At 66.4% G+C, this 25,290-nt stretch carries 21 protein-coding genes; 9 read left to right on the forward strand and 12 right to left on the reverse strand.

Annotation, left to right across the window (positions count from 1 at the left end; translation table 11 throughout):
- Positions 1-2 precede the first annotated feature (2 nt).
- From AB6730_RS09545 to AB6730_RS09570, 6 genes are all read right to left on the reverse strand, one after another.
- Positions 3-1,856 carry a GldG family protein gene (locus AB6730_RS09545; protein WP_371023380.1) on the reverse strand — a complete coding sequence of 618 codons (1,854 nt, stop codon included), beginning with the start codon at positions 1,854-1,856 and terminating at the stop codon, positions 3-5.
- 2 nt (positions 1,857-1,858) lie between these two features.
- Complete coding sequence (locus AB6730_RS09550; protein WP_371023381.1) at positions 1,859-2,593, reverse strand: ABC transporter permease subunit; 735 nt, start codon at positions 2,591-2,593, stop codon at positions 1,859-1,861.
- The gene (locus AB6730_RS09555) at positions 2,590-3,525 is read right to left on the reverse strand and encodes an ABC transporter ATP-binding protein (protein WP_371023382.1); all 936 of its coding nucleotides are present in this window, start codon (positions 3,523-3,525) and stop codon (positions 2,590-2,592) included. The genes AB6730_RS09550 and AB6730_RS09555 overlap by 4 nt, the downstream gene beginning before the upstream one ends.
- Positions 3,526-3,735: 210 nt before the next feature.
- Positions 3,736-5,118 carry a polyketide cyclase gene (locus AB6730_RS09560; protein WP_371023383.1) on the reverse strand — a complete coding sequence of 461 codons (1,383 nt, stop codon included), beginning with the start codon at positions 5,116-5,118 and terminating at the stop codon, positions 3,736-3,738.
- Between the two features lie 229 nt (positions 5,119-5,347).
- Positions 5,348-5,989: a response regulator transcription factor gene (locus tag AB6730_RS09565; RefSeq protein ID WP_306849782.1), complete on the reverse strand. Its 642-nt coding sequence runs from the start codon at positions 5,987-5,989 to the stop codon at positions 5,348-5,350.
- The gene (locus AB6730_RS09570; RefSeq protein WP_371023384.1) at positions 5,986-7,251 is read right to left on the reverse strand and encodes a sensor histidine kinase; all 1,266 of its coding nucleotides are present in this window, start codon (positions 7,249-7,251) and stop codon (positions 5,986-5,988) included. The genes AB6730_RS09565 and AB6730_RS09570 overlap by 4 nt, the downstream gene beginning before the upstream one ends.
- Before the next feature lie 191 nt (positions 7,252-7,442).
- Between AB6730_RS09570 and AB6730_RS09575 the strand changes: the two genes are divergently transcribed.
- The 5 genes from AB6730_RS09575 to AB6730_RS09595 are packed head-to-tail and all read left to right on the forward strand — an operon-like array spanning position 7,443 to position 10,463.
- Positions 7,443-8,039 (forward strand): GNAT family N-acetyltransferase, encoded by a 597-nt coding sequence (locus AB6730_RS09575; protein ID WP_371023385.1) that lies wholly within the window; start codon positions 7,443-7,445, stop codon positions 8,037-8,039.
- A complete protein-coding gene (gene minC, locus AB6730_RS09580; protein ID WP_371023386.1) occupies positions 8,036-8,809 on the forward strand; it encodes a septum site-determining protein MinC in 774 nt (257 codons plus the stop codon). Before AB6730_RS09575 ends, minC begins: the two co-directional genes overlap by 4 nt.
- Positions 8,810-8,846: 37 nt before the next feature.
- Positions 8,847-9,659: a septum site-determining protein MinD gene (gene minD / locus AB6730_RS09585; protein WP_371023387.1), complete on the forward strand. Its 813-nt coding sequence runs from the start codon at positions 8,847-8,849 to the stop codon at positions 9,657-9,659.
- 2 nt (positions 9,660-9,661) lie between these two features.
- Positions 9,662-9,946, forward strand: coding sequence for a cell division topological specificity factor MinE (minE, locus tag AB6730_RS09590; RefSeq protein WP_371023388.1), 285 nt, complete (start codon positions 9,662-9,664; stop codon positions 9,944-9,946).
- A 7-nt stretch (positions 9,947-9,953) separates the two neighbouring features.
- Positions 9,954-10,463, forward strand: coding sequence for a hypothetical protein (locus AB6730_RS09595; RefSeq protein ID WP_371023389.1), 510 nt, complete (start codon positions 9,954-9,956; stop codon positions 10,461-10,463).
- 130 nt (positions 10,464-10,593) lie between these two features.
- Here the strand turns inward: AB6730_RS09595 and AB6730_RS09600 are convergent, their stop codons facing one another.
- On the reverse strand, positions 10,594-11,826 hold the full coding sequence (locus AB6730_RS09600) for a multidrug effflux MFS transporter (protein ID WP_371023390.1): 1,233 nt from the start codon (positions 11,824-11,826) through the stop codon (positions 10,594-10,596).
- Between the two features lie 115 nt (positions 11,827-11,941).
- Between AB6730_RS09600 and crcB the strand changes: the two genes are divergently transcribed.
- From crcB to AB6730_RS09620, 4 genes are all read left to right on the forward strand, one after another.
- Positions 11,942-12,331 carry a fluoride efflux transporter CrcB gene (gene crcB / locus AB6730_RS09605; protein WP_371023391.1) on the forward strand — a complete coding sequence of 130 codons (390 nt, stop codon included), beginning with the start codon at positions 11,942-11,944 and terminating at the stop codon, positions 12,329-12,331.
- Between the two features lie 50 nt (positions 12,332-12,381).
- On the forward strand, positions 12,382-13,506 hold the full coding sequence (gene cfa, locus AB6730_RS09610; RefSeq protein WP_371023392.1) for a cyclopropane fatty acyl phospholipid synthase: 1,125 nt from the start codon (positions 12,382-12,384) through the stop codon (positions 13,504-13,506).
- Between the two features lie 35 nt (positions 13,507-13,541).
- Positions 13,542-14,981: an MFS transporter gene (locus AB6730_RS09615; protein ID WP_371023393.1), complete on the forward strand. Its 1,440-nt coding sequence runs from the start codon at positions 13,542-13,544 to the stop codon at positions 14,979-14,981.
- 132 nt (positions 14,982-15,113) lie between these two features.
- Positions 15,114-15,323 carry a hypothetical protein gene (locus tag AB6730_RS09620; RefSeq protein ID WP_306849763.1) on the forward strand — a complete coding sequence of 70 codons (210 nt, stop codon included), beginning with the start codon at positions 15,114-15,116 and terminating at the stop codon, positions 15,321-15,323.
- On the opposite strand, the gene AB6730_RS09625 is transcribed toward AB6730_RS09620, so the two are convergent.
- The 5 genes from AB6730_RS09625 to AB6730_RS09645 all read right to left on the reverse strand — a co-directional run bounded on the left by AB6730_RS09625 (position 15,298) and on the right by AB6730_RS09645 (position 24,941).
- Complete coding sequence (locus AB6730_RS09625; RefSeq protein ID WP_371023394.1) at positions 15,298-15,729, reverse strand: hypothetical protein; 432 nt, start codon at positions 15,727-15,729, stop codon at positions 15,298-15,300. The two genes, AB6730_RS09620 and AB6730_RS09625, sit on opposite strands and share 26 nt — an antisense overlap.
- Positions 15,730-15,810: 81 nt before the next feature.
- Entirely contained in the window at positions 15,811-18,246 is a 2,436-nt protein-coding gene (locus AB6730_RS09630) for a GH92 family glycosyl hydrolase (RefSeq protein ID WP_371023395.1), read from the reverse strand.
- A 25-nt stretch (positions 18,247-18,271) separates the two neighbouring features.
- Entirely contained in the window at positions 18,272-19,708 is a 1,437-nt protein-coding gene (locus AB6730_RS09635) for a glycoside hydrolase family 125 protein (protein ID WP_371023396.1), read from the reverse strand.
- The gene (locus AB6730_RS09640; protein WP_371023397.1) at positions 19,705-22,359 is read right to left on the reverse strand and encodes a glycoside hydrolase family 2 protein; all 2,655 of its coding nucleotides are present in this window, start codon (positions 22,357-22,359) and stop codon (positions 19,705-19,707) included. The genes AB6730_RS09635 and AB6730_RS09640 overlap by 4 nt, the downstream gene beginning before the upstream one ends.
- Positions 22,359-24,941 (reverse strand): TonB-dependent receptor, encoded by a 2,583-nt coding sequence (locus AB6730_RS09645; RefSeq protein WP_371023505.1) that lies wholly within the window; start codon positions 24,939-24,941, stop codon positions 22,359-22,361. Before AB6730_RS09645 ends, AB6730_RS09640 begins: the two co-directional genes overlap by 1 nt.
- Positions 24,942-25,290 lie beyond the last annotated feature (349 nt).

Consider the following 25,290-nt stretch of genomic DNA (forward strand, 5'->3'; position numbering starts at 1 on the left):
GCTCAGACCACTCGCCGGCTGCGCCGCGTGCGCCGCCAACCGTAGATGAGGCCGATCAGGGCGACCAGTCCCGGCACCAGCACGATATTGATGAACTTCAGGCGCAAGCCCAGGGCATCGATCTCGGCGTTGAGCTGGTGCTGCACATCGCGCAGTTCCTTGCCGATGGCCAGCTTGCGTTGCAGGTATTGCTCCACCTCGCGGCGCTGCTCGGCGGTGGCGGTCGTGGCCGTCGCGCCGTTCTTGGCCGGCTGCAATTCCGCGAGGCGGCGCTGGGTCTCGTAGAGCTCGTTCTCCAGTTCGCGCTTCTTGACCAGGAACTTGCGATCGGCGGCTGCCTGCAGCGCGCGTACGCGGGTGAAGGGCCGCTGCGAATTCACCCTGCCACGAATGGAAAGGAGTGCCGTCGAGCCACCCAGGTTGTCGACGAGGTTGGCCACGAAATCGCCATTGTTCGCGAACGGCGTGAGTTGCTGCTGGCCCAGCAGTGGTTGCACGTCGATCCACAGGCGGTCCGACAACAGGTCGGTATCGGCCACCAGTACCACCTCGCCCGGCGCCACGGCACGGTCCAGGTGGCCGCGGTCGCGGCGCTCCGGGAAGGCGGTGCGGAAGGTATCCCGCAGCCGCGCGGCGAGCACGTAGCGTTCGTGCGTCGGCTCGTAGTTCTCCAGCAGGCTGGTGGGATCGCCCGCCGCGTCGCGCACGCGCTGCGCGGACATCACGGCGGCCTCGTCCGAGGTCTGGACGAGCGGGATCAGCCGCGCCTTGGTGTCGGTCGCGAGCTCGAAGAAACCGGCGGTGGAGAAATTCACCCGTTGCAGGCTGGCCGTCACCACGTCGTCGTGGTTGAGGTCCTGCGTACCCAGGCCCAGCATCGCCGGATGGCCGATGCTGTTGCCGTTGAGTTCGATGGTCAACGCCTGCGAGCGGTCGAGCACGACCTTGGCCGGGTCGTAGACCACGCCCCAGGCCTCGAACAGCCGGCGCAGGTCGGAATCGTGATCGTCGACGACACCATGCGCATCCACCAGCGGCGCGTTGTCCATTTCCGAATCGGGATCGACGAACACGACCAGGTGGCCGCCGTGCAGCACGTACTGGTCGATGGCGTACTGCGCGTCGTCGGACAGGCGCTTGGGATGGATGAGCAGCAGCACCTTCAGCGCTGGGTCGATGTGCTTCAGCCCGTCCGGATCGATGTTGGTCACCTCGGCCAGCTGGTCGAGTTGCCTCACCACCGCCCATGCGGGTTCGCCGATCACCAGGTTGCCCTCGACGGGAAGCGAACTGATGACGCCCAGCCGCGGCTTTTGCGGCATGCCCAGCTCGTACAGCAGCTTGGCGATGTCGTACTCGACGAAGGGTTCGCGTGCGGGATCGAAGAACGGGATCGCCTGCGGCGGCACGTCACCCGTGCCGGCCGTGCCGACCAGGCCGAAGAACACGCGCTCGCCGTTGCTCCCGCCGGTGGCGGGCGTGAGCCCATAGCTCTCGGCGGCGTCCTCGTCGTCGGAATAAGGCACCGGGTCGATCACCTTGAGCCGGATGCGGCCATGCGCGCGAACCGCGATCTCGCGCAGCATCTCGTGCACGCGCTGTTCGTAGCTGCGCAACTGCGGCAGGTCGCGGGTCGCGTGCTCGGAAAAATACAGGGTGAGGGTGAGCGGCTTGCGCAGGCTGTCGACGATGTCCTGCGTGCCCGGGGTCAGCGTATAGATGCGGTCGGCCGTGAGGTCCACGCGCGCCGTGCGCAACGACATGGAACTGACCGCGATGGCCACCAGGAAGAGACCGGCGATGCCGAAGAGCGACAGGCGCAGGAGGAAGGAACGCGAGAGATGGAAATGGCGCATCGTCAACGCGTCCGCTTCAGGTCGAGCACGACCACGCTGGCCGCCAGCCACGCGGTGATCGTGGCGAAGAAGTAGACGAGGTCGCGCAGGTCGAGCACGCCACGCGCGATGGCGTTGGCATGCCGTGCGATGCTCAGCTGCCCCATCGCGCCGATCAGCTTCGGTGGCACCGAGTCCTGGAAGAAATCCAGCACCTGTGGCTGGCCGACGAGCAACAGCACGAAGCAGACGGCGGCGGTAAGGATGAAAGCGATGATCTGGCTGCGCGTCGCGGTGGACATGCAGGTACCGATCGCGATGAACGCGCCGGCCATGAGCCAGCTACCCACGTAACCGGCCATGACGACGCCGTTGTCCGGGTCGCCGAGGTAGTTCACCGTGATCCAGATCGGAAAGGTCAGCACGAGGCAGATGCCGATGAACGCCCACGCGGCAAGGAACTTGCCCAGCACGGCCTGGGAGATCGTCACGGGCAGCGAGAACAGCAACTCGAGTGTTCCGGACGCACGCTCCTCCGCCCACATGGACATCGTCACCGCCGGGACCAGCACCAGGTACAACCAGGGATGCATGTCGAAGAACGGCTGCAGGTCGGCCAGGCCGCGGTCGTAGAAATCGCCGGTGTAGAAGGTGAGAAGCCCGGCCAGCACGAGGAAGATCACCATGAAGACATAGGCCACCGGCGTGACGAAGTAGCCCCAGAGTTCGCGTCGCGCGATCGCCAGCACCGCGCTCATGCCTGCGCCCCGCGTGGCTGCGTGGTGATCTGCCGGAAGACCTCGTCGAGGCGGCCCCGTTCGAGCTGGATCTCGGAGATTTCCAGGTTCTGCGTGCGCAACAAGGCCTGTACCTCGTCGAGGATCGGTTGCCCCGCGCGCGGGAACACCGTGACACGGCCGTCGAGCGGATCGACTTCCACGTTCGCCACGCTGGGAATGCGCGCCAGCATCTCGCGCGACACCGCGCTGCCCGCGGCGCTGAAGGAAACCGCGCCGTGATAGCGCGAGCGTGCCTCCAGTTCCGCCGGCGTGGCATCGGCGAGCAAGCGGCCATTGGCGATGATCGCCACGCGGTTGCACAGGGCGTGCACTTCCTCGAGCAGATGGGTGGAAATGAGGATCGTGCGCTCACGCGCCATCGCGTCGATCAACATGCGTACCGAGTGCTTCTGGTTGGGATCGAGGCCGTCGGTCGGCTCGTCGAGCATCAGCACCGGCGGATCGTGCAGGATCGCCTGCGCCAGGCCGACACGGCGGCGCAGACCCTTCGACAGCGTGCCGATGGTCTGGTCGAGCACTTCCTCCAACTCCAGCCGCATCACCACTTCGTCGAAGCGGCGAAAGGCGACGTCGCGTTCCAGGCCGCGGACACGGATCATGAAGACGAGGAACTCGCGGATCGTCATCTCACCGTAGCTGGGCGCGCCCTCGGGCAGGTAGCCCAGGGCGCGCTTGGCGGCGAGGGGTTCCTTGCGCACGTCGTGGCCGCACACGCGCGCGGTGCCCGAGGTGGGCGTGAGGAATCCCGCGATCATGCGCATCGCGGTGGACTTGCCCGCGCCGTTCGGTCCGAGCAAGCCGAGCACCTGACCCGGCTCGGCGCGCAGGGTCAGGGAATCGACCGCTGTCAGCGGGCCATAGCAGCGGGTAAGTCGTTCGGTTTCGATCATCGGCTGGCAGTGTAGCTGTAGCCAAGGAATCGCCGACAGGGTCGGCGATGGTGGGAGCCGGCTTTGCCGGCGATCCCGCGGCAGCGGGCCAGGTCGTGGCAAGCACCCATCGCCGCTGAAGCGGCTCCCACATGGCGGGCTCATAGGCGACAGACCACAAAAAAGCCCCGCCGTTTCCGGCGGGGCTTTCGGACATCGGACCAGCGCGATTTACTGCGCCGCGGCCGTGCTGGCCGGGGCCGGTGCGGTACCCGCCGGAGCGGGCGCGCTGCCTGCCGGGGCGGGAGCCGTGGACGAACCGGCCGGGGCCGCTTCTTCCAGGCCCGGCTGCTTCATGCCGGCTTCCTGTTCCGGGGTCTGATCCGGCACATCGCCCTGCAGCGGCAGGTAGATCTCGAACTTCTGCTCGTCGTAACCCTCGATCGTGCCCTTGTTGTTCACCGGCGCCTTCACCTGGATGTCGTAGGCGCGGTAGGTCACGTCGTCGTACTTGTAGCCGTGGGTCTGCGAATAGGCCGCGAGCATCTGGCGGGTCTGCGGCAGGCCGGCACCGGTACCGTTCCACTCGGCCTTGAGGGCCTTGCCACCGAAGGCGAGCACGGCCTTGACGTTGCCGTCGACGACGACGCGGCCGTACTTGTCCTTGCTACCCGGCGCGGTCGTGTCGGCGGCGGCCGGCGCGGCGGCGGTCGAAGCCTCGGCCGGGGCGGCGGCGTCGAGCGACGGACGCTGGGCGGCGGTGATCTCGACGTCCTGGCCGTTGAGCTTCAGCGTGGTCGAATCGATCTCGGCGGCGACGTCGAACGTGTAGTTCTGGTCACCCCAGTTCGTGGTGAAGGTGATGCGCGGGCTGACGATGTTCACGCCCAGCTTCTTCGCCGCGGCCTGGATCTCGGCCATCGCCTTGTCCGACGCCGTGTCGACGTCGTCGAGCGTGCGCGGGGCGGTGGTGGAGACGAACAGGATCGGCTTGGCCGGCTGGTCCGCGATCGACGGCACCATCTTGCTGTAGTCGATGTTCGGGATCGCCGCCATCAGGTTCTGCAGGTTCGACAGGCTGAACTGGATCAGCGCGTCCGGATCGCCGTGGATATAGAGGTTGGAGAAGCGGCTGATCAGGTTGAAGCCGTACGAGACGTCGTACGACCAGTTCACCTTCACGAGCTTCTGGCTGCGGCCGGAGCGCTCGAGCTTGATGGTGAACTTCTTGTCCTCGCCACGCCAGGCGTTGTCGAGGTTCCAGACGATGGTGCCCTTGCCCGCGTCGGAGATCTGGGCGAAGCCCGGATCGATCGAGGCGATTTCCAGCGAGCCGTCACCGACCTTCGGGTCGCCGGCCTTCCAGGCGATCTTGGCACCCGGGCCATAGGCCTTGCCGGACAACTCGAACTGCACCTTGGGGTCGAACGACCGCAGTACGGTGTAGTCAGGGAAGCGGCGGAAGTTGCTGAAAACGTCGTAAACCTGACGCAAGTCCTTGCTGATCAGCATTTCGCGCTCGACATGTCCGGTCGAGGGCATAGCTACGCCGACCACGACACCGAGTACGGCGACGATGACGAGGGCGACAATAAATTCTAACAGACGCGTCATTCCACGGTTCTCCGAACGTCTTACGAACAGGCTCCACGCGCGGCCATGGACGCCGTGCGCTCACCCCTGAAGAATCGGCCCGTGGCAGGGGTTCGCCCGCGCCGAAAGAGCCGATGGTACTTGCTCGCGGCGGCGAACGCCATTGGGTCCCCTGCCCTTTTTCGCAAGCGCGCACAAGCGGATTTTCGGCCGGAGTGGCGGGCTTTCGTACCCAACAGTCAGCGAGGACTCAGACGATCCCCAGTTCCAGGGCCTTCAGGACGGCGCGGGTACGGTCGCGGACGCCCAGCTTCGAAAGGATATTGGAGACGTGGTTCTTCACCGTGCCCTCGGCCACCCGCAGGGAATTGGCGATCTCCTTGTTGCTGTAGCCGCCCGAGAGCAGCCGCAGGATCTCGGTCTCACGTTCGGTGAGCGGGTCGGGCTGCTCCAGGCTGGAGAACTGGTTCTGTATCCGGCCCACGCCAGCCAGGAGCCGCTGGGTCACCATCGGCGCCACCAGCGAGCCACCCGCCGCGACCGTGCGCACCGCCTCCACCAGCTGGTCGAGCGACACGTCCTTGAGGAGATAGCCGCGCGCACCCGCCTTCAGGCCGGCCAGCACCAGCTGGTCGTCGTCGAACGTGGTGAGGATGATGGTCGGCGGCAGTTCGTTACGCCCGCCCAGGGCCTGGAGCACCTCCAGGCCGCTCATGTTCGGCATGCGCAGGTCGAGCAGGACCACGTCCGGGCGCACCTGGGGAATAGTCTGCACCGCCTGCGCGCCATCGGCGCATTCCGCGACGACACGGATGTCGCCAGCGAGGTCGAGCAGGGAACGAATGCCCTGGCGAACCAGGTTCTGATCGTCGACTAGGCAGACGGAGATCATGGGAGATCCTCGGAAGGAACGGAGAGTTTGGCACGCGACGCGTCAGTGGGCTCGTCGTCGAGCAAGGGATCGAGGGCGGGCCTCGGTGGCGCGTGCGCCAGGGTGGATTCCTCGCCCAGCGGCAGGCGCGCGGTCAACGCGAAGCCGCCGGCGGGGTCGGTACGAAAGGTGACGCTGCCGCCGAACTCGGCCAGGCGTTCGCGCATGCCGGTGAGGCCGTTGCCCGGGCGGAACTCGCCGCTGCCACGACCATCGTCGCGGGCGTCGAGACAGAGTTCATCCGGGCCGGTATGGCGGAAGGTGAGCCACAAATGGCGCGCATTGGCGTGGCGCACGGTATTGGTGAGGATTTCCTGCACGCAGCGCAGCAGCATCTGCGCCCGGCGCGGGTCCTCGACGCCGAAGCGCGGCGGCACGCTCAGCCGCACGTCGAGGCCGGGCACCCCTTCCGTGAGGCTGCGCAAGGCCTGGGTGAGATCGATGGCATCGTCCTGGCGCAGTTCGCTCACCACCTCGCGCACGTCCGCCAACAATTGCTTGGCCGTGCTCTGCGCCTTCAACACGTGCTCGCGGGCGGTGTCGTTGGTCAGGTGGCTGGCCACTTCCAGGTTCAGGCTGAGGGCCGTGAGATGGTGGCCGACCAGGTCGTGCAGGTCCCGGGCGATGCGCATCCGCTCCGCGATGCGCGTGGATTCCGCCAGCAAGGCGCGGGTGGCGCGCAGTTCCGAGTTCAACCGGCGCAGTTCCTCGCGCTCGTCGGCCTGCTGGCTGGCCACCATCGAGGTGATGAAGACCAGGGCCGAGAAACCGAAATACAGGCAGGCCTGCATCAACGACTGGATGAACGAGAAGCCCGGCACCTCCAGGAACACCGGAACGAGGGCCAGGTGGGCCACGACCATCCAGGCGATGCCCATCGGCAGGCTCACCAGCCACGGCACCACCGTCGCCACGATGATCAGCAGCAGGGCCGCCACGCCGCTCTTGCTCAGCACGCCGATCGCCAGCGCCGTGCCGGTGAGGATCACCAGCACGGCCACCCGGGTCGCGCCGTCCACGCGCGAACCGAGGTTGCGGGTGAGCAGCCAGTACACGAGCCCGAAGACGAGGTAGCAGGCCGTCCACGACAACAACGCCACGTCGCCGATCTGCCCGGGCTCGCGGCCGGCGCGCTGCATCGACAGCGGCAGCCCGACGCACAGGAAGACGAAGTACGTGGCGTACCTGAGCAGGCGGACGTGATTGAACTGAACCTTGGACATGCCCGCATCATAGGGCTTCACGCGGTCCGCACCACCTGACTGAAGTCACGTGCGCGCCCACGGCAAACACCGGCTTTACAACGGTTTTACATCCACGCGACGCTCCCCGGCGAGGCCGGAGCGTGCCATAATGCCGCGCATTCGACGGCCCGGGGGTCGTCTTTTTCCAGAACACTCAAGCGGAGCAACGAATGGCCCTTGCCATCCGCGACGTGTGCGAGCACGACCTGGATGCCGTGCTGGCACTCAACAACGAGGCAGGCACCGGCATCCTCGCCACGGACCTCGCCCGCCTGCGCCACCTTTACGAAATCGCCCACTACTTCCGTGTCGCCGAACAGAATGGCCGCATCCTCGGTTTCCTGATCGCCATGCGTCCCGACGCCGAATACGCCAGCCCGAACTTCCGCTGGTTCCAGGCCCATTACGAAAGCTTCGTGTACATCGATCGCATCGTGATCGCGTCCGAATCGCGCGGTCATGGGCTGGGCCGGATCTTTTATTGCGATGTGCAGAGCTATGCCGAGGTACGTGTGCCACTTTTGACCTGCGAGGTCTTCCTCGAACCACGCAACGACCAGACCGTGCTTTTCCACGGCACCATGGGCTTCCAGGAAGTCGGCCAGCAGAAAATGGGCCGCACCGGGCCCAAGGTGAGCCTGCTCGCCCGCGAGCTGCCCAGCTTCCCCTTCGTGCGCGAGCGCTACCTCGAGCAGGACGGCCTGCCCGCCGTGGAATGGCTGGCCGAACGCCGCCGTCCGATCGACGGCGCGGGGGTGGCCGCGTGAACGCCCGCGCCGAATCCCTCGAGGCGGCCTGCGACCTGCGTTTCGGCCAGGTCGGCATCGCCTGCGTACGGTTGCGCCGCGTCGACGCCGCCGCCCTGGTGGAGGAACTGGAGCGCCGCGTGCGCGCCGCCCCGCAGATGTTCTCCCGCGCCGCGGTGGTGCTCGATCTCTCGCATCTTTCGAAACTGCCGGACGACGGCATGGTCGACGCCCTGCTCGAAGCCATCCGCAGCGCCGGCATGCTGCCCGTCGGCATCGCCTACGGCACCAGCGAGACCGAAGCCCTCGCCGAGCGCATGGGCCTGCCCCTGATCGCCAAGTTCCGCGCGCAGTACGAGCCCGGCCAGGGCGAAACGCCGCCGGCCGAACCGGCCAAGGCCCGGGCGGAAGCCAAGCGCGGCGCGGTGGAAGCCGAGCCCGCCGTCGAAAGCGGCGGCACGGTCACCGCGCAGCATCACGGTGGCAGCACCGTGCGCTCCGGCCAGCAGGTCTACGCCCGCGACCGCGACCTCGTGGTGACCGCCACCGTCGCCAACGGCGCCGAAGTCATCGCCGACGGCTCCATCCACATCTACGGCAGCCTGCGTGGCCGCGCCATGGCCGGCGCACAGGGTGACGAATCCGCACGTATCTATTGCTCCGACTTCCGCGCCGAACTGGTGGCGATCGCCGGGCACTACCGCGTGTTCGAAGACATGCCCAAGGAATTCGAAGGCCAGCCCGTGCAATGCTGGCTCGACAATGGAAAACTCATGATCGCGCGGCTGTGACACGGCCGCCGTCGCTGGCAACACTCGGAGACATCTCTTGACTGAAATCATCGTCGTCACCTCGGGCAAGGGCGGAGTCGGCAAGACCACCACCAGCGCCTCCCTCGCCACCGGCCTCGCCATGCAGGGCAAGAAGGTGGCCGTCATCGACTTCGACGTCGGCTTGCGCAACCTCGACCTCATCATGGGCTGCGAGCGCCGCGTGGTGTACGACTTCGTCAATGTCGTGCACGGCGAAGCCACCCTCAAGCAGTCGCTGATCAAGGACAAGCGCCACGAGAACCTCTTCGTGCTCGCCGCTTCGCAGACGCGCGACAAGGACGCCCTGACCCAGGAAGGCGTCGAGAAGGTCCTCGACGAACTGACCAAGGAAAACTTCGACTTCGTCGTCTGCGATTCCCCGGCAGGCATCGAGAAGGGCGCGCACCTGGCGATGTACTTCGCCGATCACGCCGTGGTCGTGGTCAATCCGGAAGTCTCCTCCGTGCGCGACTCCGACCGTATCCTCGGCCTGCTCTCGAGCAAGACCCGACGTGCCGAAAAGGGTGAAGCGCCGATCAAGCAGCACCTGCTGCTCACCCGCTACAACCCCAATCGCGTCGAAGCCGGCGAGATGCTCAGCGTCAAGGACGTCGAGGAAATCCTCGGCATCTCCGTGGTCGGGGTCATCCCGGAGTCGGAGAACGTGCTCGCCGCGTCCAACGCCGGCGTGCCGGTGATCCTCGACGACAACTCGAACGCCGGCGCCGCCTACAAGGACACCGTCGCCCGCATTCTCGGCGAAGAGCGTCCGCTTCGCTTCCTCGAGCCGGTCAAGAAGGGCTTCCTCAAGCGCGTATTCGGAGGTTGAGCATGGGTATCCTCGATTTCCTGAAGCGCAAGCCCGAGCCAAGCGCGGGTGTGGCCAAGGAACGCCTGCGCATCATCGTCGCCCAGGAGCGCTCGACGCGCGGCGGTCCCGACTACCTGCCGCTGCTGCGCAACGAGCTGCTCGAAGTCATCCGCAAGTACGTGAACGTCGATGTCGAGGCGGTCAACGTCAGCCTCGAACGCGACAGTGGCCACGAGGTGCTGGAACTTTCCGTCGCCCTGCCCGATGGCAAGGTCATGGGCAAGCCGGCCGCCTCGGCCAGCTGATCCACCGATGGTCGAGTATCCGGCCGGGGCCGCCACGCCACCCGGCACCGATCCCGCCGACGCCGTCCTGCGCGTCGGCGAGATCGGTTTCGACGAACCACGCGCCCTGCTGGCTCGGTATGGCCTCGAACTCGTGGCCATCGCCGGGGGCGAAGCCATTCCCGGCAGTTTCTGGGGCGACACCGAAGCCGGCATCATCGGTACGACGGTCTATGCCCGCGCCGATACGCCGGTGCACTCGTTGCTCCATGAAGCCTGCCACCTCCTCGTGCTTCCCGAGGAGAAACGCGCGCTGGTGCATACGGACGCCACCGATTCCATCGAGGAAGAAGACGCCACCTGCTACCTGCAGATCGTCCTCGCCGGGCAGCTGCCGTCGGTAGGTTCCGCACGCCTCATGGAAGACATGGACCGCTGGGGCTACACCTACCGCCTCGGTTCCACCCGCGCCTGGTTCGAACACGACGCCACCGAAGCGCAGGCCTTCCTCCGCGCACGCGGCCTGCCCGCCGGCTGAACCCGACGGTGGCTGCCCGTCGGCTGATCCGACTGTGGGAGCCGCTTCAGCGGCGATCCCGCGGCAGCGGGCCAGGGTGCGGCAAGCACCCATCGCCGACAGGGTCGACTCCCACCTGATCCACTTCCACCTAGGCGGTTTCCATCCTGGCGGCGCGGGCGAGGCCGCGGCGTTCGAGGTGGAGATAGGCGAGCCAGGCGGCCAGCCCGAGCAGGCAGAGCGACGTGGTGCCGATGGCCAGGGTCAGCATGGCGCCCGAGAGCGCCGGCGAAAGCACGCCCGCGACCAGGGCCGTGAGGATCAGGCTGCCGAAGGCCTGCACCGACGACACGCCACCGCGTTGCTCGGGGAAACGGTCGAGCAACAGCAGGGTCAGCGTGGGGAAGGCCAGTTGCACGCCACAGCCATAGAGCGCCAGCGGCACCGTCGACCATGGCACGCGCGGGCTTTCCAGTGTCAACGCGAGGATCAGGTTGATCGCGCACGAAGACAGCATCGCCGTGTAGCCCCAGGCGACGGTCCGGGCCGCGCTCACCCGCCCCGCCACCCGCCCCGAGATGAAGGCACCCGTGACCATGCCCGTCACCACGGGCACGAACAGCCAGGGAAATCCGTCCGCGCCCAGGTGGAGCAGGTCGCGGATTACGTGCGGCGCGGAGGCGATATAGAGGAACAGCCCGGCGAAATTGACCGAACTCGCCAACGCCAGCGGCCAGAACGGCAGGTCGCGGGCGATCCGCAGGTAGCCGGCAAGCAACGGGCGCGGACGAAACACCGTGCGGTGCCCGGCCGGGTGCGATTCCACCAGGAAATACGCGACGCCGAGGGTCAGCGCCGTGGTAAACGCCGACAAGGCCCAGAAGATGCCGCGCCAGCCGTCGATCCCGAGCAACCAGGCACCCACGATCGGAGCGATGGCCGGCGCGACGCCGAAGATCATCATCACCTTCGACATCATCCGTTGCGCTTCCTCGCCATGCATCGTGTCGCGGACCACGGCGCGGCCCACCACGATGCCGGCGCCGCCGCACATGCCCTGCAACACGCGGCAGCCCAGGAGGAAGGTGAAGCTCGGGGCCAACGCGGCACCCACCGAGGCGACGGTATAGATGGCCATGGCCGTGACGATCACGGGCTTGCGTCCATAGGCGTCGGACAACGCGCCGTGGAACAGGCTCATCACCGCATAGGCGAGCAGGTACACGCTGAGCAACTGCTGCAAGGCGACGTCGCCCACGCCGAAGTCGCGGCCGATGTCCGGAAAGCCCGGAAAGATGGCGTCGATCGAGAACGGCCCGATCATCGACAGGGCCGCGAGCAATAACGGCAGGTGGCGACGCGGATCGCGGGTCGCGGAGGACATGGTCCTGCAAGGCCGTGCGGGGGAAGGCTTGCGAGTATAGCGGCAAGAAGCAAGGCGCTCGCCGTAGGGCGGGCGAAGGCCCATAATCGATCCATCGATCTCCATCGGGGGTAACGTGGGTTACACCGGTTTCCTCGCCGTCGGGATAGGCGGCATGCTGGGCTGCTGGCTGCGCTGGTGGCTGGCCGTCGTATTCAACCCCCTGTTCCCCACGCTTCCGTTGGGGACCCTGGCCGCCAACCTGCTCGGCGGCTTCCTCATGGGCCTGACCCTCGGCGTGTTCGATCATTTCCAGACGCTGCCCGTCGAGGCGCGCCTGCTGGTCGCCACCGGATTTCTCGGCGGCCTCACGACTTTTTCGACGTTCTCGGCCGAAACTACCGCCCTGCTGCTGCGCCAGCAGTACGGCTGGTTCGCCGCGCACGTCGGACTCAACCTGGCCGGCTCGATCCTCATGACGATCGCCGGCCTGGGTATCGCACGCGGAGTATTGAAACACTTCTAACCAGCGCCACGCCGCGCGGGGCGGCGAGAGGGTCACCAGGGAATCAATCGATGAACCACGATTCTTCTTCTCTCAAGGCACGTGCACAGGATCTCCTCGAACACGCGGGGGTCACCATCGGCGGCGACCGCCCCACCGACATCGCGATCCACGACGAGCGCACCTACGCCCGCGTCTTCGCCCACGGCTCGCTCGGACTCGGCGAGTCGTACATGGACGGCTGGTGGGACGTCGCCGACATGTCCGGCTTCTTCACGCGCGTGTTGTCATCGCACCTCGACGACTCGTTGCGCACGCTCGACACGCTAATCGCCCACCTCAAGGCGCGCTTCCTCAACCTCCAGCGCGGCGAGCACGCCTGGGAGGTCGGTCGCCAGCACTACGACCTGGGCAACGACCTGTTCGAGGCCATGCTCGGCAAACGGCTGGTGTACTCCTGCGGCTACTGGGCCCAGGCGGACAACCTCGACGATGCGCAGGAAGCCAAGCTCGACCTGATCTGCCGCAAGCTCCAGCTGAAACCCGGCCAGCGCATCCTCGACATCGGCTGCGGCTGGGGCGAGGCGCTGAAGTTCGCGGCGGAGCGCTACGGCGTGAGCGGCGTCGGCGTCACCATATCGAAGGAGCAAGCGGAATACGCACGCGCGCTGTGCGAAGGGCTGCCCGTGGAAATACGCCTGCAGGACTACCGCGAGCTGGACGAGCGCTTCGACGCCATCCTTTCCGTCGGCATGTTCGAGCACGTCGGCGGCAAGAACTACAGGACCTGGTTCGAGGTGGCCCGGCGCTGCCTGCACCCGGATGGGCTCGCGCTGCTGCACAGCATCGGCAGCAACGGCGCCCCGGGGCGGCCCGACCCGTGGATCGAGAAATACATCTTCCCCAACTCGGTGATCCCGGCGATGAGCCAGGTCGCCAACGCGCTGGAAGGCCTGTTCGTGGTCGAGGACTGGCATAACTTCGGCGCCGACTACGACCGCACCCTCATGGCCTGGACAGCGAACTTCGAGGCGGCGTGGCCGCGGCTTTCGGCCCGTTACGACGAACGTTTCCGGCGCATGTGGCGTTTCTACCTGGGCTGCTCGGCCGGGGTCTTCCGCAGCCGCCGCGACCAGCTATGGCAACTCACCCTGTCGCCACAGGGCGTGCGGGGCGGGTACCGGGTCCCGCGCTGACGTCTCCATGACTTCCCGCCCCTTAGGGTCGGGGCATGAAGCCACAAAGCGTCGCCCGCGACGAGGTCGTGGAAACCGATGTCCCCGCGCGGCTCGACCGGCTGCGCTGGGGGCGATTCCATACCCTCGTCGTCGTGGCGCTGGGGATCACCTGGGTGCTGGACGGGCTCGAGGTCACCATCACCGGTTCGATCGCCGGCGCCCTGAAATCGAGCCCGGTGCTCCGTCTCACCGACATGCAGGTGGGCCTCGCGGCCAGCCTGTACCTGGTGGGAGCGGTCGCCGGTGCCCTTTTCTTCGGATGGCTTACCGACCGGCTGGGCCGGAAGAGGCTGTTCACCGTGACGCTGGGCCTTTACCTCGCCGCCACCGCGGCCACCGCGCTCTCTCCGGACTTCCTGACCTTCGCTGTCTTCCGCCTGCTCACCGGTGCCGGCATCGGCGGCGAGTACGCCGCGATCAACTCGGCGATCCAGGAACTGATTCCCGCGCGTTACCGCGGTCATACCGACCTGGTGATCAACGGCAGCTTCTGGCTCGGCGCGGCCGCCGGTGCCCTGGGCGCGGTCGTCCTGCTCGATTCGGGCTGGGTATCCGCGGAGATCGGCTGGCGGCTGACCTTCGGCCTGGGCGCCGTGCTCGGGCTTGGCATCCTCCTGCTCCGCCACTGGATACCGGAGAGCCCACGCTGGCTGATGCTGAGGGGCCGCATCGGCGAGGCGGAAGCGATCGTCGCGGACATCGAGCGGCGCATGGGCGTCGCGCCGCCGGATCGCCCCCTGGCAAGGCTGCGGCTGCGGCCGCACGGGCTGACCATGGCCGACGTCGCGTCCACGCTGTTCCGCCTGTACCCGAAACGCACCGTGCTGGGCCTGGTGCTGATGGCGACCCAGGCCTTCTTCTACAACGCGATCTTCTTCACCTACGCGTTGGTGCTCGGCCGCTTCTATGGTGTCGCCGATGCGGACGTCGGGCTCTACCTGTTGCCCTTCGCGGCGGGCAACTTCCTCGGGCCGCTGCTGCTCGGGAGGTTGTTCGACAGCGTGGGCCGCCGCCCGATGATCGCCATCACCTACGCGCTTTCCGGCCTGTTGCTGTTCGCCACCGCCTGGCTTTTCGTGCACGGCATGCTCGACGCGCGCAGCCAGACGATCGCCTGGAGCGTGGTGTTCTTCTTCGCCTCGGCGGCGGCCAGCTCCGCCTACCTGACGGTAAGCGAGAGTTTCCCGCTGGAACTGCGGGCCTTGGCCATCGCCCTGTTCTACGCCTTCGGCACGGCCCTGGGCGGCGTCGTCGGCCCATGGCTGTTCGGCAGCCTGATCGGCACGGGAGAACGCACCGCCATCGGCTGGGGCTATGCCCTCGGCGCCTTTCTCATGCTGGTCGGCGCGGCCGCGGCGGTCCTGCTCGGGATCGCGGCCGAACGCCGTTCGCTGGAGGATGTGGCCGCGCCATTGGGACGTGCCGAGGACTGATCCGGCGGCCACCCGGTGCGACCTGAACGTGCCACGGTTCACGCATCACCCGACGCGGACAGCACTTTCCCCGCCGTACCGGTAAAATACCCACCTAACCCATCCAGTCGGTCCACCAGGGGAATACAGGGCGTGCAGCAGCGTAACTTCGAGGTATCGGTGGTCCAGCCGGGCGGAAAGGTCGCCATCGAGATCGAGTTCAACGAAAAGGTGCACGGCCTGTCCGGCGACACCGTGTGGCTGTCGCTCGAGGACGATACGAGCCTGGAAGACGCCGAGGCGCTGCGCGCGCTGCTCGAGCGGATCGGTCACCGCATCACGGTGACGAACGTACGCTCCTGACCGGCGTGGCGGTGTCCTTCACGGCCACCGCCAGGGGAACCGCCTTCGGCGATAGCCGATGGTTCACCCCGTGCACCTTGCCGCAACCGAGGCAATGCCGGGTCATGCCCAGCCCGTGTCGCGCCGCTCGTGGCACGCCGAGCAGGCAGCCGCACACATAGCACCCGGCGATGGCGCCGCGCTCCCACAGGCGAAGACGCACGGTCTGCACCGTGGCGACACTCAGCGCGATGGCGAGTCCCCCGGCGAAGGTCCAGCCCGGCAGGTTCGAATAGAGGGAAAGGGTGCCGAATTCGCCCGGTAACTGTTGCGCCGCCTTCAGGCCGGCGGCGGCGATCGCACCACCGGCCAGGGCGAACACGCCCGGCAGGTAGGCCCGAAAATACATGCGTCCCGCGTACGACATGGCACTCCCCTTCCCCAGCCGGATCCTCCCGGCCGGGTCAGAGTGTCGGTACGAGGGTCTACCGATCGTGAACGGCGGGCATCAGGCCTTCGCCGATTCGCCGAACGAGGGCGGGCGGTCGGCCATGGCCTTGCCGAAGGATTCGTTCGGCGTGTCGCCCATGACGAAGCTCAATGTGCCGCCGGCGGCCAATTCCCCGTGTGGAATCCAGCTCTTCGTCCACGGCTTGCCGTTCCAGCTCACCGACTGGATGTACGGACGGCCGGGGCCGTTGTCCTTCGTCTCGATCACCAGGGTACGGCCACCGCCGACCTGCACTTCCGCGCGGTCGAGCAGCGGGCTGCCGAAAACGTAGTTCGTGCTGACCGGATCGACGGCGTACAGGCCCATGGCGCTCATCACGTACCAGGCGCTCATCTGGCCGCAATCCTCGTTGCCGGGCAGGCCATCGGGCTCGGGCAGGTACATGGTCTCCAGCAGCATGCGCACGCGCGCCTGCGTCTTGTGGTGGGCGCCCGTGTACGCGTAGAGATAAGGCATGTGATGCCCGGGCTCGTTGCCGAAGGCGTACTGGCCGACCATGCCGGCGATGTCCGGTGGCGCGTTGTCCGGCAGGGTCGGGTCGGCGTTGAACAAGGCGTCGAGCTTCTTCTCGAAGCCTTCCTCGCCACCGAACAGGCCCATGTAGTTGTACACGTCGTGCTGGTTGAGGAAGGTCGCCTGCCACGCGTTCGATTCGGTGAAGTCGCGCCAGCGGTCCGAATGGCCGATGGCGATCGGGTCGAAGGGCTGCAGCCAGGTGCCGTCCTCGGCGCGCGGACGCATGAACTGCGTGTCCTTGTCGAACACGTTGCGATAGTTCTGCGAGCGCTTGCGCAGCAGCGACGCGTCGTCGGCATGGCCGAGCGCCTCGGCCATGTGCGCCACCGCCCAGTCGTCATAGGCGTATTCGAGCGTCTTGCTGACCGCCTCGCCTTCCTTCTCGCTGGGGATGTAGCCGAGCTTGCGGTAATACGGCAGGCCGAAGTAATCGTCCTGCATGGCGCGGCGGCGGAACACCGGCCACGCCTTCATGTAGTCGATGCCGGTGAAGCCCTTGGCCTGCGCCTCGGCCAGCACCACGGCGGAGTGGTAACCGATCATGCAGACCGTCTCCACGCCTTGCAGCGGCCATACCGGCGCGCCACTGGGGCTTTCCACGGCGAGCCGGACGAGTCCGTCGACCAGGTCGGGCACGCGCTCGGACTGGTACAGGGTGAACAGCGGATGCTCGGCGCGATAGGTGTCCCACAGCGAGTAGGTGCTGTAGTTGTGCCGGCCCTCGGGCAACGTGTGCACCGCGCGGTCCATGCCGCGGTAACGGCCGTCGATGTCGCTGAACACGGTGGGCGCGAGCATCGTGTGGTACAGCGAGCTGTAGAACGTGCGCTTCACCTTGTCCGAGGTGGAGGCGATGCGGATCTTCGACAGCTCGTGTTCCCATTCGGCCTCGGCCGAGGCGCGCACGCCGTCGAAATCCCAGCCCGGGATCTCGCCTTCGAGGTTGCGCATGGCGCCGTCGATGTCCACGCCGGAGATGCCGACCTTCACCAGCAGGGGCTCGCTCGACGCCTTGTCGAAATGCAGGGCCGCCTTGAGATGATCGCCCTTGGCGGAGGCCGTGCCCTTCGGCAGCGGCTTGTCGTTCTCGTAAAGCGTGGCGCCGGCGATCGGGCGCGAGACCTTCATCGCGAAATAGATGACACGGCCGCTCGCCCACTGGTACACCCGCCGGCCACCGACGATCGTATCGTTGCCGACCAGCTTCAGTTCCACGTCGCTCAGACGGGTCGGCTTGTCCATGTCGTCCTGGTAGCCGTGCGTCATGTCCAGCAGCAGGTGGGCGTCGCCCTCCTTGCCGAAGGTGTAGCGGTGCATGCCCGTGCGTAGCGTGGCGGTGAGTTCGGCCAGGATGTCGTGCTGGGTGAGCTTTACCCGGTAATAGCCCGGGTGCGCGGCCTCGTTCGTGTAATGCGAACGGTAGCCCTTCACGCCCGTCTTGTAGCCCTTCTGCGATTTGCCATCGCCCTGGCGCTTCGCGTCGAAACGGGACGTGTAGTTCACGCCGTCGAAGTCGCGGTCGCCCGGTTGCAGGCGCACGGGGCCCATCGAGGGCATCACCAGGAAGTCGAGCATGTCGGCGGCGCCGGTGCCGGACAGGTGCGTATGCGAGAAGCCCATGATCGAGCCATCGCCCTGGTGGTAGCCGGACGAGGCGTCCCACTGCGCGTTGTACGTGTCCGGGCTCAGCTGGACCATGCCGAACGGCCGCGTCGCACCGGGGAAGGTGTGACCGTGGCCGCCAGTGCCGACGAAGACGTCGACGTAACGCAAGACACCCTCCGCAGCGGTGCCGCCGCTGGCGGAGGACGCGTCCAGGCCTTCTTGCACGCCGCTGGCCAGCGCGGTGAGGGAACCGACCTGACCCAGTGCCGTGAAGGCGGCCATTCCTTGCAGAAAACGTCGACGGGTAACCATGAATCGCTCCAGTTCGGGCGTCGCGTCAGACGCGGCGCAGGGAATCGGGTTGCTTATCGGCGAGGTGGACGACCAGCTCGCCGAACAAGGTATTGGCCCAGGCGAACCACGAGCGGGTGAATTGCTTCGGATCGTCCTGGTCGAAGGCTTCGTGCATGAAGCCGGTGCCGGCATGGGTCGTCTTCAGCCAGTGCAGGCACTGGCGGATCTCGGCCGTGTCGTCGGTGGTGAAGGCTTTCATCATGATCGACATCGGCCAGATCATGCGCAGGCCCTCGTGCGGGCCACCGACGCCCTCACCGGCCGTGCCCTTGAAGAAGTACGGATTCGCCGTGCTCCAGACCTGCGCGCGCGTGCGCTCGTAGCGTGCGTCGCGGCTCGTGCATTCGAGGTACGGCAGCGCGAGCAGGCTCGGCACGTTGGCGTCGTCCATGAACAGCTGGTTGCCATAGCCGTCCACTTCGTAGGCCCAGTAATCGCCATGCTCGCCCTGGATCGTGCCGTACTTTTCCACGGCGCCGGCGATCTCGTCGGCCAGCGCCTGGCATTCGCCGGCGAAGGCCTGGTCGCCGAAGAAGGTACCGTGCATCTGCGCGAGGCGGCGCAAGGTCACCACGGCGAAAAGGTTGCCGGGGATGTTGAACGGATACAGCGTGGCGTCGTCCGAAGGACGGAACATCGCGTGGATCATGCCCACGGGCCGCGTCGGCTGGCCGTAGCCGTGGAGGAACTGGCTTTCGGTCGGATTCGGCGACGGCCGCTGGAACTGGTAAGGACCCGTGCCGTCCTTGCGCTGCTGTGCGCGGAAGGTGGCGACGATGAGTCGCGTCGCGTCGCGCCAGGATTCGTCGAAGGGCTCGCGTTCGCCCGTGGCCTGCCAGTAACCGTGCGCCAGGCGTACGGGGTAGCACAGCGAGTCGATCTCCCACTTACGCTCGGCCACGCCCGGCCGCATGTCGGTCTGGTCGGACTGCGCCCACTCCAGCTTGCTCTTGCCCTTGGGGTCGGGCAGGAAGGCGTTCGCATAGGGATCGATCGAGATGCAACGCGACTGGCGGCGGATCAGTCCGCGGAACAATTTCCGCAGGGCTTCATCCTTCGCCGCCAACGGAAGATAAGGCCAGACCTGGGCGGAGGAATCGCGCAACCACATCGCGTCGATGTCACCGGTGACGACGAAGGTGTCCTCGTAACCGTCGAGGCGGCCGACTTCCACCGTCGTATCGAGCGTGTTCGGGAAGCAGTTCTCGAACAGCCAGGCCAGTTCGGGATCGGCGATCTTCTTTTTCGTCGAGGCGATCAGGCTTTCCACCGCCTCGCTGGTGAACTTGCGCTTGCCCACGGGCGGACGCTTGCTCGGGAAGCGCGAGGCGGCGAAGGCGACCGTGCCTACTCCACCGACCGCCGCCGCGCCAGGCACGAGCGACAGCCACTTGATGAGGTTACGGCGGCTTGGATTCACGGCTTGGTCTCCTTCAGGGCATCCACGAGCGAACGTATCGTGACCGCGCGGCGAAGCGCGTCGATGTCGACCTTGCCGTCGACGGCGATCTCGACGCTCTCGCCCGGCAGCAGGTCGAAGGCGTTGTTCGACAGGCGCACGTCGAGGTCGCCGGTATCGATCCATACCGCACGAGCGAGGCGCTTCGCGCTCACGCTCAGCAACGGGCCGTTGCCTCCGGCGCGGACCGCGATCTCGAGCCCCGGTTGCGCCGGCAAGGCCAGCGTGCGCGCGGCGCCGAAATAAAGCAGGTGATGCGCGGCGACCTTGCCCTGCTCCAGAAGGTCGAACGACACCACGGTGTGCCGCGGATCGGCTCCCTTGAGCAGGGCGGCGTCGTCGAGGCTGGCGACCGGCGTGCTGGACAGCGCGACGGCCTTCACGGGTTTGCTCTCTTCACGCAGCAGCTTGCCACCCATGTCGTAGACACGGGTGCGCAGCGTGGCGTCGAACGCTTCGGTGCGGTCGGACACGGCGAAGACCTCCGTCTTGCCGTCCCGGCGCAGCGGCACGACATCCACCGGCGCGTAGAAGCGCTTGGCGTGGAACTGCAAGGCCTTCCAGCGATTGAAGTAGTCGACGCTGGCCCAGGACGCGCCGGGCCACACGTCGTTGAGCTGCCAGTACAGCGTGCCCATGTTGCGCGGGCGCGCGCTGCGCAGGTGCTCGGCGGCCAGCTCGATGCCTTCGGCCTGCATCACCTGGCTCAGGTAGACGAAGGAGGGGAAATCCTTCGGTTCACCGTATTCCTGGCGGATGTAGAGCAGCAGGCGCTGGTTGCCGTCACCGTTCGCGAACTTCTGGTGCGCCCGCATCACCTTCGACTCGGGCTGCATGTCGTCCGGTTCCGCGAACGCCTTGATCGTCGCCATCACCGGGAACGATTGCAGGCCGTATTCGGACTGGAAGCGAGGGGTGATATCGAGATAGTGGGAGATCGGTTCGGACCCGGACCAGACCTTCCAGTAATGTACGTCGCCATCGTTCTCGACGTTGGCGGGGCCTTCGAAATCGGTGCTCGGCGAGCTGGCCCAGTAGGGCGTGCCCGGCGACAGTTCGTTCACCACCTTGCGCAAGGTGCCGCCGAAGAGCTCGCGCATGCCGTCGTCGATCCGCTTGACCTCGTCGGCGTTGACGAACTTGCGGAAGTCCTGGCGATCCGGCCAGTCGTCCCAGCCGGTCTGCACTTCGTTGTTGCCCGCCCACAGCACGATCGACGGATGGTCGCGCAGTCGCGTGACCTGCTCCACGGCCTCGATGCGCGTGTTTTCGCGGAAGGCGTCGTCGTACGGCGTGATCGCACCGCCGAACATGAAGTCCTGCCAGATCATCAGGCCAAGCCGGTCCGCCATCGCATAGAAGGCGTCGTCCTGGTACGTGCCGCCGCCCCACATGCGCAGCATGTTCATGTTGGCGTCGTGCGCCGACTGCAGGATCGCCTGCATGCGTTCGGGCTTCACGCGGGAGGGAAAGCTGTCGAACGGGATGAGGTTGGCGCCCTTGGCGAAGATCGGCACGCCATTGACCACGAAGGCGAAACCCCTGCCCCATTGGTCTTTCTCGCGGCGCAGTTCCACGCTGCGCAGTCCGGTTTCCCGCTCCGCCTCGGCCACGGTCGCGCCGTCGACGGCGACCGCGGCATGGAAACGATAGAGGTTCGGCGCGCCGTAACCCACCGGCCACCAGCGCTGCGGATGGTCGATGACCACCGGCACGGCGACGTGGTTCTCGCCCGCCTTCAGCGCGACGTCCTGCGTCTGTTCACCATGGCGGCCATCGGGCGCGGTCCACTCGACCTTCACCGTGGCTCGTCCGGCTTTGTCCGCCCGGACATCAAGCTGTGCCTGCAGGTCGGCCGAGGCTTCGTCGACCTTCGCCTGCGCGATATGCAGGTCGGCCACGCGCCAGCCGTCCCAGCTTTCCAGCCGGACCGGGCGCCAGATACCCATGGTGACGTAGCGCGGACCCCAGTCCCAGCCGTACTGGTAGTTCGCCTTGCGAACGTAGTTGGAGGTCTGCTTGCCCTTGGGTTCGTCACCGAACGCCGAGTCGAATTCGCCCGGCAACGAGTATGGCTGCTTCATCAGCCAGGGCTGGAGCCGCGCGATCGGGGATTGAAAATGCACCTGCAGCGTGTTGGTGCCGGCGTGCAGGCTGCCCTTCACCGGCAGGCGCCAGCGGCGGAACATGTTGTCCGCCGCGAGCAGCTTCTTGCCGTTGAGGCTGACCTCGGCGAACGTGTCGAGGCCGTCGAAAACGAGATCGACGTGGTCGCGCTTCAGCGCGGCCGCGTCGAGTTGGAAATCCAGCTGGTAATCCCAGTCGATGAGGCCGATCCATTGCAGGCCGGCCTCGTTGTCGCGCCAGAACGGATCGCCGATCCGCCCTTGCGCGAGCAGGTCCGTCTGGACGGCACCCGGCACGACGGCCGGCTGCCAGTCCCTGAAACGTTCGCATGATCCGTTGCAGGACATGCTTCGCGCGTGCTGGTCCTCCGCCCCGGGTGCGAGGCGGAACCGCCAGCCGGCGGAGAGGTCTTTCTCCACCGGCGTGGCCGCGCCGGCGGTGCCGGCGATGAGCCAGGCCGCCAGCGCCAGCGACGCGCGGCGCATCACAGCTTGAAGCCCAGCGTCATCATGTACGTACGGCCGTTCTTGTACGCATTGAGCGGCTGGCTGGGCGTGTTGTTGTAGACGAAGTACGTCTCGTCCAGCAGGTTGGTGGCGTCGAGCGACACGCGGATGTGATCGTTCACCTGGTACCCCACCGAAGCATCGAGTTCACGGAAGATGCCCGTGATCTGCTGCGACTGCAACTGGGCGATCGACGTGAAGTACGACGAACGCCAGCTATAGGTCACGCGGGCGCTCCACGGGCCCTGCTCGTAGAACGGCGACAGGTTGAACGAGTTCTTCGAGTTATACGGCAACGGGAAATCGTTGCTGGTGTCCGCGTCGGAGTAGGTGTAGTTGGCGAGGAGCCCGAAGCCGTAGCGGAAATTCTGCTGGTAGCTGAGCGAGGCGCCCTTCACCTTGGCCACGCCGGCGTTGATCGGCACCTGCATCTGGTACACGTCGTCGCGCAGGTTGGTCAGGTTGTAATGCGTCTCGGCGACATTGGTGTTGAGGATGTAGCCGGAGATGCGACGGAAGAACAGTTCGGCGGCGAGCACGCTGTTTTCCGAGAAGTACCACTCGGCCGACGCGCCGTAGTTGGTCGACTTGTACGGGCCCAGGTCGGTGTTGCCACGCGAGCCGGTCAGCGTGCGGTCGTCCAGCGCCACGTACGGCGTCATCTGCTGGTAGCGCGGACGGGCGATGGTCTTGGCCGCGGCGAAGCGAAGGGTCAGGTTGTCGGCCGCGTCGTAGGCGATGTTGAACGAGGGCAACCAGTCGTGGTACGTGCTGCGCTTGTTCACGGCGCCGTAGACGTCGGGGCCGATCGCGTTGTAGCCGTTCACGGTATCGCGGGTGCGGAAGTAGCGCACGCCGAGGTTGCCGCGGTAGTCGTCACCGGCGAAGTCGCCCTGGATGTAGAACGCGCGGTTCTGTTCGGCGACGCTGTAGGTGGCCTTCGGATCGAGCGAGACCGTGCCGTTCTTCAGGCTCTGCACGTAGGCCTTCATCAGGCCCGGATCGATCGTGGTCCAGTTGCCCATGTTGCCGGCGGAGCTGAGGCCGTCGAGATAGCCGCTGGGCGTGCCGCCATTGGCGAAGTCGGCCAGCGAGACGCCGCTGCCGTCCTGGCTGGGCAGGCGCGCCGCGTAGGCGTCCTGGCCGTCCAGGTGGTTGGTCGCCTTGATGCCGACCTCGATCTGGTTCAGCGGGCCCCAGCTGACGTCGTGGGCGAAGTCGGCCTGGAAGTAGCGCTCGCGGTCGTAGCTCGGCGCGTAGCTGTAGCCGGCGCCATGGGCGAGCATCGCCGAAGCGTCGTCCGCGCTGTTGTAGTTGATCTGCGGATGCTGGCCCTTGAGGTTCCAGTCGAAGCCACCGAAGCCCTGGAACTGCATGTTCCAGATGCCGTCCGAACCACCCGTGGAACCCGTGTAGCCGATCTGGCTCGAGGCGGTCCAGCCATCGCCGAACCAGTCGGCGCGCAACTGGGCCACGCCGGTGTTCACGGTCGAATCGCGCTCGTAGCCGTCGAGATAGGTCGAGGTGTTGGCGTTGTAGCTGCCGCTGGTGGCGACGCCGTTGTTGAAGCCCAGCGCCGTGGCGTTGGCGGCCGAACCCGACCACTCGCCGTAGTGGCTCTGGTTGAAGTTGTTGAACTTCTCGGTGACGTACAGGCCGGTGAAGTTCAGCTCGAACGCATCGTTCGGCTTCCACTGCAGGCCGGTCGACACGCCGTCACGCGTGCGGCGCTGCTGGAACCACGCGGTATTGATCGCGGTGGGATAGACGCCCTTGGCGTCGGCCGGGACCACGGCCGGGTTGAACTGGTGGTCCGGATTGGTATCGGTGGGATCGTTCACGCGCTGGTAGCCGAAGATCTCGGTGCCCTGGCGGTCGATGATCCGGTCCGAATGCATCAGCGAGCCGATCACGCCGAAGGTGCTGTCCTTGTTCTTCCAGCTGTACAGCACGGAGGCGTTCGGCTTGCCCTTGTCGGCGCGGTCGTTATAGCCATAGCTGACACTGCCGGTCAGCGTGTTCGCGGGCAGGTCGAGCGGACGGCGCGTGTTGACGATGACCGTGCCGCCGATGCTGCCTTCGTCGATGTTCGCCTGCGGGGTCTTGTAGACCTGGGCGTTACCGATGATTTCCGAGGCGAGCAGGCTGTAGTTGAACGAACGGCTGTCCGGGTTGTTCGGGTCGGAGGTCCAGTTCGTCGAGGCCACGGTCTGGCCGTTGAGCATCAGGCGGTTCAGCGCCGGATCGGTACCCAGGATGCTGACCTTGTCGCCTTCGCCGAAGTTGCGGTCGACGCTGAGGCCCGGCAGGTGGGACAGCGATTCGGCCACGTTGGTGTCGGGGAACTTGCCCACGTCCTCGGCGGAGATCGCGTCGACGATCGAATCGGCGTTGCGCTTCAGGTCGAGCGACTTCTGCAAGCTGGCGCGGATGCCGGTGACCGTGATGCCGTTGAGGTTGGCGGCGTCCTGCACGTTCGCTTCCGAACCCGGCGTGGCGGCCGGCTCGTTCTTCTTCGTCGTCGTGGCGGCGGGAGCGGGGGTCGTCGCGTCCTGCGCCATGGCGCTGCCCGTGGCGAACAGGCCAGCCATGATGGCCATGGATAGCGCGCTGATTCGGTGGTTCACATCGATCTCCTGGAAATGATCACAGGCAAGGAGACGACGCTCGCGCATCCGCCCCTTCCCTGCGTGGTGTCTTCTTCGGAACGAACGCCACCGCGCAGGCTGACGCCCGCGTTCGCTACCGTTCGTTCCATTGGATTTTGGTTTTTAGCCCTGCGCCCTACCGCGATCGCCGTACATGGCCGGCACGGCCCGCTTGTGTCGTCGTCGCTATTGCAGTGGTGTGACTGAGCGGATTTTTAGGGGCCGCTGACAACGTTGTCAACCGATTTTTAACTCGATCTAA

The sequence above is a fragment of the Luteibacter sp. RCC_6_2 genome (assembly GCF_041360655.1).
GTDB lineage: Bacteria > Pseudomonadota > Gammaproteobacteria > Xanthomonadales > Rhodanobacteraceae > Luteibacter.

Bases quoted from the DNA above. Each gene is read 5' to 3' on its own strand.
- AB6730_RS09625 (WP_371023394.1), bottom strand. From the start codon at position 15,729: ATGTCGTACGCGGGACGCATGTATTTTCGGGCCTACCTGCCGGGCGTG.
- AB6730_RS09575 (WP_371023385.1), top strand. From the start codon at position 7,443: ATGGCCCTTGCCATCCGCGACGTGTGCGAGCACGACCTGGATGCCGTG.
- AB6730_RS09560 (WP_371023383.1), bottom strand. From the start codon at position 5,118: ATGACGCGTCTGTTAGAATTTATTGTCGCCCTCGTCATCGTCGCCGTA.
- AB6730_RS09565 (WP_306849782.1), bottom strand. From the start codon at position 5,989: ATGATCTCCGTCTGCCTAGTCGACGATCAGAACCTGGTTCGCCAGGGC.
- AB6730_RS09600 (WP_371023390.1), bottom strand. From the start codon at position 11,826: ATGTCCTCCGCGACCCGCGATCCGCGTCGCCACCTGCCGTTATTGCTC.
- AB6730_RS09630 (WP_371023395.1), bottom strand. From the start codon at position 18,246: ATGGTTACCCGTCGACGTTTTCTGCAAGGAATGGCCGCCTTCACGGCA.
- AB6730_RS09615 (WP_371023393.1), top strand. From the start codon at position 13,542: ATGAAGCCACAAAGCGTCGCCCGCGACGAGGTCGTGGAAACCGATGTC.
- AB6730_RS09595 (WP_371023389.1), top strand. From the start codon at position 9,954: ATGGTCGAGTATCCGGCCGGGGCCGCCACGCCACCCGGCACCGATCCC.
- AB6730_RS09645 (WP_371023505.1), bottom strand. From the start codon at position 24,941: ATGGCGCAGGACGCGACGACCCCCGCTCCCGCCGCCACGACGACGAAG.
- AB6730_RS09550 (WP_371023381.1), bottom strand. From the start codon at position 2,593: ATGAGCGCGGTGCTGGCGATCGCGCGACGCGAACTCTGGGGCTACTTC.
- minE (WP_371023388.1), top strand. From the start codon at position 9,662: ATGGGTATCCTCGATTTCCTGAAGCGCAAGCCCGAGCCAAGCGCGGGT.
- AB6730_RS09555 (WP_371023382.1), bottom strand. From the start codon at position 3,525: ATGATCGAAACCGAACGACTTACCCGCTGCTATGGCCCGCTGACAGCG.
- AB6730_RS09545 (WP_371023380.1), bottom strand. From the start codon at position 1,856: ATGCGCCATTTCCATCTCTCGCGTTCCTTCCTCCTGCGCCTGTCGCTC.
- AB6730_RS09570 (WP_371023384.1), bottom strand. From the start codon at position 7,251: ATGTCCAAGGTTCAGTTCAATCACGTCCGCCTGCTCAGGTACGCCACG.
- AB6730_RS09640 (WP_371023397.1), bottom strand. From the start codon at position 22,359: ATGCGCCGCGCGTCGCTGGCGCTGGCGGCCTGGCTCATCGCCGGCACC.
- cfa (WP_371023392.1), top strand. From the start codon at position 12,382: ATGAACCACGATTCTTCTTCTCTCAAGGCACGTGCACAGGATCTCCTC.